Origin of the sequence: Paraburkholderia sp. EG304, from assembly GCF_046543485.1 — a bacterium.
Taxonomy (GTDB): Bacteria; Pseudomonadota; Gammaproteobacteria; order Burkholderiales; family Burkholderiaceae; genus Paraburkholderia; species Paraburkholderia youngii.
The window spans coordinates 1-12,586 of sequence record NZ_JBKGUA010000058.1; the positions used below are offsets into that span (position 1 = coordinate 1).

At 63.3% G+C, this 12,586-nt stretch carries 11 protein-coding genes; all 11 read right to left on the minus strand.

What is annotated here, in order from left to right:
* Positions 1-572 precede the first annotated feature (572 nt).
* From ACLFKU_RS36515 to ACLFKU_RS36565, 11 genes are read right to left on the minus strand one after another with little or no spacing between them, the layout of a single operon-like run.
* Positions 573-1,742, minus strand: coding sequence for a hypothetical protein (locus ACLFKU_RS36515; protein WP_410852406.1), 1,170 nt, complete (start codon positions 1,740-1,742; stop codon positions 573-575).
* A gap of 12 nt (positions 1,743-1,754) precedes the next feature.
* On the minus strand, positions 1,755-2,363 hold the full coding sequence (locus tag ACLFKU_RS36520) for a type 4 pilus major pilin (RefSeq protein WP_410852432.1): 609 nt from the start codon (positions 2,361-2,363) through the stop codon (positions 1,755-1,757).
* 16 nt (positions 2,364-2,379) lie between these two features.
* Positions 2,380-3,513 (minus strand): type II secretion system protein, encoded by a 1,134-nt coding sequence (locus ACLFKU_RS36525; RefSeq protein WP_410852407.1) that lies wholly within the window; start codon positions 3,511-3,513, stop codon positions 2,380-2,382.
* Positions 3,510-5,768: an ATPase, T2SS/T4P/T4SS family gene (locus ACLFKU_RS36530; protein WP_410852408.1), complete on the minus strand. Its 2,259-nt coding sequence runs from the start codon at positions 5,766-5,768 to the stop codon at positions 3,510-3,512. The genes ACLFKU_RS36525 and ACLFKU_RS36530 overlap by 4 nt, the downstream gene beginning before the upstream one ends.
* A gap of 2 nt (positions 5,769-5,770) precedes the next feature.
* Complete coding sequence (locus tag ACLFKU_RS36535) at positions 5,771-6,502, minus strand: hypothetical protein (RefSeq protein ID WP_410852409.1); 732 nt, start codon at positions 6,500-6,502, stop codon at positions 5,771-5,773.
* On the minus strand, positions 6,489-7,817 hold the full coding sequence (locus ACLFKU_RS36540; RefSeq protein WP_410852410.1) for a hypothetical protein: 1,329 nt from the start codon (positions 7,815-7,817) through the stop codon (positions 6,489-6,491). Before ACLFKU_RS36540 ends, ACLFKU_RS36535 begins: the two co-directional genes overlap by 14 nt.
* Before the next feature lie 8 nt (positions 7,818-7,825).
* Positions 7,826-9,439, minus strand: coding sequence for a type II secretory pathway protein (locus ACLFKU_RS36545; protein ID WP_410852411.1), 1,614 nt, complete (start codon positions 9,437-9,439; stop codon positions 7,826-7,828).
* A 4-nt stretch (positions 9,440-9,443) separates the two neighbouring features.
* Positions 9,444-10,052, minus strand: coding sequence for a toxin co-regulated pilus biosynthesis Q family protein (locus ACLFKU_RS36550; protein WP_410852412.1), 609 nt, complete (start codon positions 10,050-10,052; stop codon positions 9,444-9,446).
* 3 nt (positions 10,053-10,055) lie between these two features.
* Entirely contained in the window at positions 10,056-10,484 is a 429-nt protein-coding gene (locus ACLFKU_RS36555) for a lytic transglycosylase domain-containing protein (RefSeq protein ID WP_410852433.1), read from the minus strand.
* On the minus strand, positions 10,484-11,785 hold the full coding sequence (locus ACLFKU_RS36560; protein WP_410852413.1) for a TrbG/VirB9 family P-type conjugative transfer protein: 1,302 nt from the start codon (positions 11,783-11,785) through the stop codon (positions 10,484-10,486). The genes ACLFKU_RS36555 and ACLFKU_RS36560 overlap by 1 nt, the downstream gene beginning before the upstream one ends.
* On the minus strand, positions 11,782-12,570 hold the full coding sequence (locus tag ACLFKU_RS36565) for a transglycosylase SLT domain-containing protein (RefSeq protein ID WP_410852434.1): 789 nt from the start codon (positions 12,568-12,570) through the stop codon (positions 11,782-11,784). Before ACLFKU_RS36565 ends, ACLFKU_RS36560 begins: the two co-directional genes overlap by 4 nt.
* Positions 12,571-12,586 lie beyond the last annotated feature (16 nt).

The following is a 12,586-nucleotide window of genomic DNA, read 5'->3' on the forward strand; positions in this document are numbered from 1 at the left end:
CTGGTCCGTGTCCCAATTGTCGCCTAACTCGTTCACGTAGTATCGACCTTGACTGTCGACCGATACGGGGTATTGCTTACCGAAGTAGAACTGATAGTACGTGGTTGACCCATCGGACCAAATATCCTTATAGACCGCTAGCGGTATCGGACCCGTTTTGCTGCTCCCATTGTAGGAGCCACAATCCGCCCATACCCAGAATCCTGTGGCCGATACAATCGTAGGTATCGGAGGGATCGACGGCGCGCAAGTTGGTGCGGTCCAGCGAGACCCGTCCCATACTGGCGCGGAGGTTTGGGTGAAGCCGGGTGGACACGGTTGTGGCGCCTGATAGTTGCACTGCGGAGCGGTGTATTGCGATCCGATCCACTGCGCAGCAGCTAGGGTCGTCCATCCAGGATCTGTGGGACACGTCGGTGCAGTCTGCCAGACCGTTGTTATGTGACCGACGCACGTCGAGTCCTGATTGTTGACCGAGCACCTTACCGGCCCTGCCACTGCAGCATGGCTTACAAGCACCGCACAGACGGCCAGCGCAATCCTGATTATCAGTTTTGTCATTTTCTCTATTCTCAATAGGAACAGTACGTCGTCGCAACGGCGGTGCCGGGGATAACGGTGCTGTCGCCTGGGCTTCCATCCACGATATAGACCGTCCATGGGCCCGTACCATCGACCCGGTAGTGGATCGAGGCGGTCGGGTCGGTGTAGGTGCTCTGTCCGGACACCACAATCCCCGGCGTCCCGCCCGCCGGACACACTGGATTGGGCACGAACGTACCGTTCCCGTCGGGAATAGCGGTGTAGCCGTACCACAGCTTCGGCCCGCCAATGGGCATCCACTGCAGAACGCCCGACACCTTCTGGCACGACAGCACTAGGCCGGAACCGTCGCTTGCCCCGGCAATGGCATTCACCGCCGGGCAAGCAGTTCTTGGCCATCCCACGCTGCCCATCCCGATCGTCGTACCGGCGGTGACAGTCGTACCAGCCGTGACCGTCGTGCCCGCAGCTACCGCACCGCTTGCCGCCACGGCGCCCGTCGCGCCAACATTCGCCGCGCTTACCGTCCCCTCTGCATCCAGATCGTGAACGTTGTGCAGGCTCACGTGATTGACGTTCTGATCGCCTGTCCACGTCAGCGCGCCGTCGCGCCGGATATAGACCGAGTTGCCGTCCGAGGTTGGCCCATTGGTCGCAAGGATTGCGGCGGGCACGTTGCCCAGCGGATTGGTGGCGGTCCATGCACCGTTCAGGCCAGTGATCGTTCCCGCGTTCTGCGTTTTCGAGTACCCGAACGCATTGCCGCCCGCCTGCGCAATCTGCGACGCGCCGACGATATCTGGCACCCCGCCGCGCGTGAGCGGCTTCGACGGATACATGACGTAGGTGACGTGGCAGTCACCGGCGCTCGCCGTACAGGTTGTAGGCCCGACACTCATGCTGATCACGTACGACCCGCCCCAGAACGGCCCTGGCGCGTGGGGCTGTTTCAGGTTCCCCTGCGTAAAGAGGTCATTGAGCGTCGGCGGGTTGGCAACCACCGCGACAGGCCCCCCTCCAATCAGCGTCGCGTAATTGTTGGTCACCCAGTCAGATAACGCCGAGTTAATGACCGCCTCGTTCTGGCCTTCGGCCGCCATGACCTGCGCGCGCCGCTTCGCCGCGTCTTCCTTGATGGCGACGGTCGTCATCAGCGCAGCGGCCACCAGCACGACCACCATCTCAACGATGCTGAACATGGGCGACGACCCTTAGTTGTTGTGCGTCGCGTACATCGCGATGCTCGCCGTCGCACCACTCGAGCTGCAGACCGTCCCCGCAGTCGACTGGTTAAAGGTGGTATTCGGATCGGAGAGGGTCGTCCCGTTGACGGTCACCTTGGTATAGGCGCCTGCCACGGCGCCCACCGCGAGCGAACAGACCGTCGCCGGAACCGGATAGGTGAGCACCATCGCATCGTCGGTCGTGGCAATGGTGGCGACCGCGACTGTCACCGGACCACCGAAGATGCCGGTCAGCGTGCCGGCCGTCTTGTTCACCCGGCTGCCTGCCGAATCGAACGCGTGATTCTGCGCCAGCGTGAGCAGCGATTCGGCCGAAAAATCCGTGTCGCTCGCAGTCGCATCCTGAATACCGCTGCGGAAGAGTTGCGACTCGCTCTTGAACTGGTGCGCGTGAATACGATCCATCACGAAGCTGCGACCCTCGTACACGATGAGTGCCAGCAGCGCGGCACCGGCCATCACGGCTGCGCCTTCGATGATCGACAGCTCGCCGGACTGTTTGCGCCGACGGCCCATGCGCAGGATCGCGGCCTTGCGTTGTTCCTGGGTCTGATTCTGGATCGCGTTCTTTTTCATTTTTTCCATGCCTCGGTCAATTGGATACAGCGGATGTAGTTGGGGAAGAATCGAAGCTCGCAGCGCCGGTCGCCGCGTACGATCCGATGCCCAGCACAAAAAACAGCGTGACGGCGAAGCCAAGCAGCACGTAATGCGTGATACGTGCATTGCGGCGCACGGTGGCGACGACGCGGTCCAGCGATGTTCGGCCAAGATTCTTGATGGCCTGGACAAACTGGTCGCGCCCCGCCGCGTCGGCGATGGTGTCGATCACCACCTCGGAGAAGATGCCGGTGTCGAGCGCCCGCATCGGTTCATCCGGGCGTTGCGTGAGCCGCCGGCTCATGCGGTCGATGTGCCACCGCAGCCACGGGTCGGCGGTCTTCGCAAGCCGGTCGAGCGCCGCACGCAGGACCAGATTGGAATCGAAGAGACCGGCAAGCGACACGATCAGCAGGGCTGCGCGCAGGTCGCGCCGGTTACGCCACATCAGCGGCAATGCGTCGACGCGGTTACGGAAGTGCCCGGTCCAGCGCTTGAGCGTCCAGAAGTACAGCGACACAAGGCCCGCGGCGATCGCAGCGCTCAGCCACCAGTACTCGTAGCAGAATGTGTCGATCGCATAGAGCGTCTGCCCTATTGGTAGCCATTGATCGACCGGCTTCATGTCCGCCACCGCCGGGAAAATCTCTCCGCCGAACAGCATGCAGAACATGTAGAGATAGACGATCAGGAACGCGGGATAGGCCATCTCCAGCGACGTCGTCGACGCGAGCACACCCTCCGCGTGCGCAGCCATTTCCGCGAGCTCCAGCCCGCGCACTGCGGCGTCTTCGCGCGTCGACGTACCCGCAATATCGAGAAGCGCATGTTCCTGGCTCGGAATGAACGGCTTGAGCGCGGTGGCAAAGTCGTCACCAGCGACCATGCGCTTCGCAACCGCATTGAACACCGGCCATGTCAGCCACCTGCGCGAGCGATGACGCTTTTCGAGAGTAGTAAGGCGCTCGAGCAGCGTCTCACGATTGCGCAGCCCCTTGGCCGCCACGTCCAGACGTGTCTCGCGATAGAAGGTCTCGCGCACCGTCTGGAAGCGCCATCGGGCGATGCGCATGCGCTCCTTCTGCGGCAGCGCCATGAAGAGCGTATGAATCAGTCCGCGGATCACGACGGCATCCTCCCGTCGCGGTCAGCGAAAATCCGGTATTCGTCAAACGGACGCATCGCCGTGTCGATGAAGCGCGGATCGATGATCCCTTGCGACGCCTTGAAGAGTGCGTGCTCGTAGATCGTCTTGCCCGTCATGTCATCGCTGTCAAAGCCAGTCGTGCGCGCCGATCGCCATACCCGCTCAGCGCCGCGCCAGTCGCGTTCGGCAACGCGGTCGAGAAACTCCATCGTCGGCCGGAAGATCTCCATTGCCAACGTCTGCCCTTTCGTACCGACCGCGACCTTGCCCGCCCGTGTGAACAGTCCCTTCAGGCGGCAATGTTCGCAACCGCCTTCGTCGCGGCACGCCATCTTCGAGGTGTCCAGACCGAACTTGCGTTCGAGCGTTTCAATCTGCGCTGCGGGCATCACATCGCGCGCCGGCACCTTGCAGTGGGGGCACAGCAGGGGGATCAGTTTCTGGTTCGCGACCGCATTAATGAACTTCTCGGAGGACACTTCGTCCATCGGCAACTGCAGGCGCCCACCGGCCAGGCGCATGAATGCACCGATCGCACTATCCGCATGAAGCGTGGTCCGCACCGGATGCCCTGTGAGTGCGAGCTCAGCCACGAGCCCGGCGACAACACGGTCCCGGATCTCCCCGACCGTCACATCGTCCGGGTCCATGCGCATCAGCGTGCGGATCACCTCGGCGCACTTGCGGTTCGCTTCTTCGTCGGTCTCATCGGGACGACGCGGAATCGAAATGTCCGACAGCCACGGCTGCGGATACTCGGACGGTTCATTGACTGCGAACTGCTTGCGCAGGTCACGAGACGCGAGCATGAAGGACATCGCGCGCAGCAACGTGGATTTGGCCGAGCCCGTCTCGCCGGTCAGGACCGTGACCCCGCCGCTGACGTTGCCCAGCGCCTGAACGATGCGCAACTGGGACGTCTGCAGCCCCATCTGTTCCGGCATCAGCACCTTCAGGTTGCGGAAGTTGCCGTCGAGCAGGCGCAGGCCCACATCGAAACCACCAACGAGCGGCGAGCTCTGCCAGCGGATATTGACGATATCCGACTGCACAACGAGCGGGATCATTGCCGACTGCGAAGCAGTAGGCTGGAACGTCTCGCCGGAGTTGGTGTTGCGCGCGACGAGATCCTGGTAGGCGGCCGAGAGCGCGCGACGCACCAGCGCCTTGGGCAGCTTGCGGTACGTGTAAAGGTCGCCGTTCACGCGGAACCGGACTTCAACATCGTCGTTGAAGTCGCGGTACTCGAAGTGGATGTCACCGGCGCCATACGCGTGTGCGGCTTCGGCCACGTCGCGAAATGTGCCGATCGCACGCGAACTCTCCGGAAGAATGGCCGCCGAGCGGTTGCGCTCGGTCGCGTAGATCGCGGCGATCACCGCGTCCGTTGCGATCATCTCTTCATGCACCTTGATGTCGGCGCGCTCGAGATCCATCACATACGTCGGATACAGCGCGGACTCGTGGAACGTGCGGGTCGTGATGATGATCGCCATCCCCGCTTGCACTTCGACCGCCACAAACTCGCGGCGCGCCGCATCGGTAATGCGCAGGGTTGCATCCTGGCCGCGCTCACTCAGAATGCGCTTGAAACCCAGTGCGTCGGCGGCCACCAGTTGCGGCAGGCCTGACGGCAGGAACTCCGCCTGCTGCGACACCACGTCAGCTTGTGCATGGAGTTCGTGCACGTCATGTGCCTCGTCGGCGGACCCTGTGGGCGGCACTGCCCGCGGTGCAACGTCATGCGCTTCCATCCTTTGCACGGCGGGCTCAGCAAGGGGACGCTCCACCATGCTGGACGCCATCGCTGATTCCGGACCAGCATTGCGCATCGCTTCAGCGACGTCCTCCGCGACCCCTTGCCTTTCGGCCGGGTGATGAGCCGCCGGCTCAACGTGCGCCTGATGCGCCGTCGCTTCGGGTTGTGACGGATCACCGCCCGCGGTCACGTACGAGTCGCCTTCATTGGCGTCGACGTCAGTGACGTCGCCCATTCTCAGCCGCATGCCCAACGTCATGGGCTGGCCCGGCTTCGTGTCTACAGGCTCTGCCTTGAGCGGCTTGTCCTTACGCACGAAGCGCGGCTCGCGATCCATGTCCTCCTTGCGGGCTGCACCCGCGATAGGCATCGACGCTGGGGATTCGTCAGTGAACCCGGCGCGCAGTGCACGGAACCGCCCAAGAATGCCGCGCGAGGACGGCTCGTCTTTTTCAATACCGTTGAAGAGGCTCATCGTTATCGTGCGGCAGCGGAAAGGGGAAAGGAGGAAGGCAGCGGACCACCCAGATCACTCAGCGTTCGCGCCGGACCGCCCGGCTGCTGCGCGTTGTCGGACGTATTGGCCGTGCCGCCGCTGATGGTTTCGGTCCAGGTACGCTTGCCATCGGTGACAGTGACGACGAATCCATCAACCCGCTTCACGGTCCAGCCATTGAGCAGCTTCACGCCAACATGCGCGGGATAGGAGGCGTTGCGGTAGTCGTACAGCACCGACGTTCCGCTCGTATCGCTGAAAGCGCCAACGAATCGCACCGGTTCCGTGTGGGAAGCCGGCGGTGTCGCCCTGATGACCTGCGGAGCGACTGGCACTGTCGAAGGCGGAGGGGCGTTGAGCGTGACAGCAGTACCCTGCGGGCCGCCATCGCCGGCAAGCTGCCGTGCAATTTTCGAACGGGTAATCTGGTCGATCTCGTCGATCGACAGGTGCGGCGCAGCGGGCGCCGGTAACGTCTGCGCTGCCGGTTGCGAGACGGGTTGCGAGACGGGTTGCGAGACCGGTTGAGAAGCCGCGGAGGCCGAAGCAGCGCCTGGCGACGCGGGCGAACCCATGTCGAGATTGACCGAGGGTACGCGCACGCTCGCTGTCTGCATGTGCGGCGAAGCCGGCTTCGTCTGTTGCGCCTGCGCAGCACCGGTGATCAGCGTCAATGCACTGGCAATCGCCGTCAGCCGTTTATTCGAGAACATAGTATTTGCCCTTCGCTGTGAAATGGATTCCGCCCTGGTCGCCTGCACCGCCGTTCGCCTTCCCTGTTGCACCCTGTTCGTTCAGCTTCAACTCCACAGTCAGGGAGTCGAGCGTCATGTTCGATGGCAGCTTCGCGAGCAACGGCGATTGCCAGCGAAAGCCGTTGATCTCCCATGTGCCGACACGAATCATCTGCGCGGGCCGCGGGCCGGTTGCGCCCGGCGGGATCGCGAGTAACGGCTTCGCAGGTTCAATGTGAACCGTGTACCCGTAGCTGATCAGCTCGAATGGTTTGGTCGAAAGCTGCTGTGGTGGCGTCTGCAGGGCGTCGATCAGTCCCTGCTCGGTCGGCCACGCCTTCTGGTCATTGGCTGTCACCAGCGCGACGCCGGGCACCAGCGGACCGCGTGCTCCGGCATGCAGACCATCCGCATCAAAGCGCAGCGGACGCATCGCTTCGGGAGCCGCCTGGCGGAGGTCGTCGAAACTGCCGCCATACCGGCGAAGGGTCAACGAGCAATAGCCCTGCGTCGCGCACACGGCCTTCTCGAAGACCCATCCCGCCACGACGGATTCGCTATTGCCAAGGGTGGAAAGAAGCGCTGGCGCGAGCAGATTGGCGCGCGGCATCTTTGCGGCGAACGTCTGGCGCACGAGCGCGGCATATCGGTCTTCGAGCGACGGCTCTTTCGGCGCAGGCGGCGTCGGGGGATCCAACAGGTCCTTCAGTTGCATGCCACCCAGGACAACGGCCACGAGAATCACGAGAACCGGCACGACTGTCGGCACGTTAGCCGGCAGTTTCGAAATGCGCCCCGTCTTGCGATCGTCAAGCAGCGCGGCCGCGCCGAAGCTCTCGTCCACGTCTCCCACGGCCTGGCCGGAACCGAGCGTCGTTAGCGTCAGGTTTAGCCTCAGGCATTCCTGCTCGATCGACAGACGCCTTTCGTGCGACTTCGGTACCGTGAGAACCTCGTCGCTGCGTACGACACCGCGCACAATGAAGACCATGTGCACGCGCTGGTCATCCTGCAGCATGACGAGTACGGCAGCCCTTCCCTTCACACGTTCGTGCTGGGCGATCCGCGCCGCTCCCGAGTACAGGCGCGCGCCCTTGATCTCACCTGTCTCAGGTGCGCAGAAACCACCGATGGCGTCCTTGCCGACCTTGTATTCGATGTAGTGCGTCGCGCCGAAATCATCGGCGTATCGGCGGCGCTCGGCGCGCACCTGTTTTGCAGGATACGCGCGCCAGTCCAGTCCGAAGACCAGACGCGCGTTCTTTTCGCGCGGCAGCGGATCGGTAATGTGCATGCCCGTGCTCACATCGACGGGACGACCGTAGCCGTCAGCATGATCACCTGGAAGGTCTTCGACTTGTTCCACAGACCCGTGATACCCGCGATACCGCCATTCGTCGTGCTGTTCGCAAGGTCCGTCATCTGACCGTACAGCACCACCGTCTGACCATCAGACAGCGCGATCGTCTGGTCCTCCTTGCTGCCGGTCGTGTGCGCGAGCTGGATCTGTTGCAGCGTCTGGCCAGAGCCGACCGACGCCGACGTGAACGGGCCATTGAGCTTCGAACTGTCGGCCCAGTACGAGAGGATGATCTGGTTGTGGTCGTTGACCGCTGGCAGGATGTTGACGAAGTCACCCGTGGTCACGGTTCCCGGCGTGAGACCCGGCACGCCCCCAGACGTGGCCGTGAGGCTCCCCGCAGACGGCGAGGTCGAGCGCAGATAGTCGTCGCTCTGGAACGACGCGATCGAAACGGGCAGGCCGTTGAGCGTCATCTTCGTCTGCGTGCTGTCCTGCACCGTGCGGCCATACTGGTTCAGCGCATTGAGGACGGCGTTCGTGCCGGAGAACGGCGCATTCGGTTGCAGCACTGACAGGCCGACCGTACCCCCGCCCGACGAGAGCGACGTGGGTGACGTGAAGCTGACCGCATACTTGGCAAGACCGCCCTGGATATAGTTGAACACCACGTCGGCATTCACGCCCGCCTGACTGCCGTTGTTCAGCGCGATCTGGAGGGTACGCACGCGCAACATCACCTGGCGCGTCGAGACGGCGTTTTCCTGCGCAAGCAGCTTGCCCATGCGGTCAGCCGCCTCACGCGTGTCGTAGACCATCACGAGGCGGCTTTGCGGGTTGACGTTGACGTGGCCCATCGGCGTGCGCAGTTTGTCGAGCGCATCGCTGATCGACTTGATCTGGTCGAAATCCCCTTCCCGCCCCGTCGACGTCTGTGCCGCAAACGAGCCCGTATTGCCGCCCGATCCACCGGTGCCGTTCGCCTGGTTGCCCGTCGAGGTGTCCATGCCCTTGGACATGGTCGACTTGATCGACACCTTGCCCGGGATCGCGGCGATCTGGTACATGCGCGTGACAAAGCGCGTGATGTTGATGGTCGAGCCGTCGAACGACCAGTCGAGACCGAGGTCTTCGGTCATGCGTGTCAGATACGCGCCGGCATAGCCCGTGAATACCTGCGCGTAGACAGGCTCTTCATAGGCATTCCCGTTCGAGCCTCTCGTTGTGACATTGCCGCCCGCTGACTCTCGCGGCACCAGCGAACTGCGCGGCACGAACACGTCGGGGCTCAGATGGACCGGATAACCGGTTGCGCCAGAGATGAGCGTCGAAATCTGCCTGATACCGATGTTCGCTGGCATCGTCACCTTCTTCTCGCGGAACGTGGCGGGCAGCGTCGCTTCATACGCGACCGGCACGAGCCGGTCGCCAAGGAACGCCGTTGGCACGTCTTCCACCAGCGCCATCGAGCCAGGCAGATTGGCCATCGCGTCGCTCCCGGTGCGATGAGCCCCGTCGTAGGCCGCGTTGATGTCGCCCTGATTGACCGCGCAACCCGCGATCGTCAGCGAGCAGGCGACGGCAACGACAGTTTTGATAATGGATGCGTGACGCATGGTGTTAGTCCTGGCAGTTGGCCGCGCGCGCGATGACGCGGATGACGTTGTTCGTGTGACGGCAGACACGCGTGGGCACGCGCATGTGATTGGTCGCCTGCATGACCTGCGTGAGGACCGCCCTGAAATCCCCAGAGAAAGTCGCGTTGAACTCCAGCGGCAGATCGTCATCGACCTTCCATGCGAGCTGCCAGCCCTGCGTCTGCAACCAGCGGTCGAGCGCGTTGCGCAGATTGAGGTCCTGCGGCGAAACCGAAAGAGTCAGCGTGGCAGCCGGTGCTGAGGGTGTGCCCGGCAGAACCACCGAGGCAACGCCAGTCGGAGTCGGTCCGGACGATGCGATGGCGGTCGTCGAGGGGACCGTTGCAGCACTGACGGCAGGCGATGCGGTCGCGGTTACTGCATAAGCCAATGCGCTGGCACTTGCAGGCGCCGCGCGAGACGACGGGACTGCCGCGAGGATCTGCCATCCGTCGCCGGCGGGGGCCGCGACATGCGACTGGTCCGGGTCGATTGCGGCGTGGCTCCAGCCTGATGCGCCCACTAGCGCCAGTGCAGCCAGGATACGCGCGATCACCCGCACCCGTTCATTGCGTTCGATGGTCACGTTCATTCGTTATTGCCCCTGCCGCTGCAGGCGGCGATAGATTGCGTTGGCATAGATCAGCTGCTTCTGGGTCGAAACCGCGTTATAGGCACCCACGGCCTTCCAGGTCGGCCCGAACTGTTTGATGTTCGAGGCCAGAATCCACGTACCGACGTAGGCGTTCACGCAGGCGTTGAAAAGGTGCTCCCGGCGAATGCCATACCGGGCAAGCCTGGGTAACCACGATGAGTTGATCTGCATGAGGCCGATGTCTTCGGTCCCGTTGCTGTTCACGTTCATTGCGTTCGGCCGCATGCCGGATTCGTGCTGTGCGATCGCGCGGACCAGTTGTGCGCTGACGTGCCGGTAGGCAGCAGCGTCATCAAGGCAGTCAGCCCGCGCAACGGAGGCACTGCCAAGCAGCACCGCGCCGAGAATGGAAATGCGCGCACCGTGCATCACGATTTCGCCACCGCCGTTGCGGGCGCCGTCGGCGCGGCAGGAGAACCGGGCACAGGACGCTCGAAATACTTCACGTCGTGGCGCCGGGTGACATTCACGGTATTGCCATCCGCGGTGACGATGAACTGCTCGGCCGTACCGTTGAACATGTAGTACCGGCCCTTCTGCTCGCCGGAACCCAGGTGCTTCACGTCTGTTACATGGATCTGCACTACCGACGCGGCGAACTTGAAATACGTTTGGCCGTCGCGGTCGAACACGGCCTCGAGATGCGCCGGGCTGGTGGTGTCGAATTCATAGACAGTCCCCGCGGAACGCGCGAGCTCGACCGTCTTCGTGCCGTCCGACGCGACCATGCGCTCGGCGCGCTCGATGGTCATCACGTTGGTCCCGGCGTCCCACTTCGGATGCAGCGAACGGCCTTCGGGCGTTCGGAACGTCAGCTCCCCGGTCGGCTTCGACGCGAAGCGGATCTGTGTATGCGTGTCGTCGCCGTCGCGGATCGCCTGCGCGCCAAAGTATTCGGCCAGCAGGGATGCGGGCGCAGCGGCCGGTGCCGCTTCCTCTGGTTTCGCAGCCACGGTCTGCGCAACCGCATCGGCTTGCGATTTCTCGCCAGCGGCATAATTGAGCGCGCCGGACTTCGGCGTATCGCGGTGCAGGCGGATGTGTCGCGACGCGAAGTCGACGTCCGCATACAGTCCGGTTTGCGTCATCAGGCGATCGAGCGCCTGCATCCAGTTCTCGCCCGCACGCGTGGCAAAGGCGCTTGCGTCGGTGATGTCCACATCCTTCTGTGCAGACCCGGTCCAGCCCTGCGGAGCCAACGCCTTCACGAAGCTGGCCACGGGCATGCTTGCCTTGAGCGCGCGGACCGGTTCAAGCGCACCATGTGTGCCGATGAGGACGAGGCGATTGGAGAAGCCATCGAAGCCAGCGGGCTGATCGTCGTGCAACGCCGCGAGCGCTCCACGCGCTCCGCCGCCGATGAATGTGTTTGCTCTCGTCCAGCGCGCACTGGCCTGCCGGCCGGCCACCGTGTACGTGACCGTTTCGGGCGTGCCGTCGACCACGACATAGGGGCCTTCCGCGTGGCCACCGACTGCGGAAATAACCTGGCCCGCGCGAGGCTGGATATAGGTCTTCGATCCATCGTTGAAGATGAGCGCGGGACGTTCGGCGATACCGCCTGCAATCTCGTAATCGAAATCGAACGGATCGGTATTGGCCGCGTTCGAAGCCGCCGCTCCCATTGCAGCGATACATGCGAGAGCAATTCGTGAGAAGGTGCGCTTCATAGGCCGGCCTGGATCTGGTTGAGGTGTCGCGCGAAACGCGCGAGATACGCCTGCCCCGGAGCCGGATTGGCGCTGTGGTAATACGCGATCGCCTTCGCGACGGAGTGCGTCTTGCTGTAGTTCTCGTTGAGAATGTCCTCAGCAACGCGGATGCTGGTGGCCGGAGACAACGCGTCCCACGGCGATGCGAAACGGCGCGAGTGGTACGCCCAGTTGATCTGCATTACGCCTACGTCGAAGTCGCTGCGACCGCGCGCGATCAGCGACTGGACAACGCGATAAGCGTCCGCACGCGTCTTGAAGAAGAAGCCCTGCCCTGCGACGTTCAGGGTCCATGGCCATGCACGGCCATTGAAGGCGGACTCATTGAGCGCGATGCCCGCCAGCACCTTCGGATCGACGCTTCTATGCATCAGCTCAAACGGCGCTGTCGCGCTCGCGCACGCCCAGCCGCCGCGGCCCTCGGCAATCGCGGCCTGAGCGTCTTCGTCCAGTACGGTTGGCTGCAGCCAGCCTTTCCCGACGAGCAATCGCTCGAGCGAGACGTCGCGCGAGTCGACCGACACGGTAATACCCGTTTCCGGATTGCTCGCCACGGATTGCCCCACCAGCGGCGTGGCCCATTTTTCGAACACCTGGAGCCCGCACCAGAACACGGGCTTACCATCAAACGAAACGAGCGCGCGGGCGTTGCCTTCGGCAAGAACAACGCTTGTCGGGCTGATCACTTCAGCGATCGTCGCAGCCTGGGCGCCGTGAAGGTACGCGACCAGCGCAACAACCATCCCGCCGATAGCAATA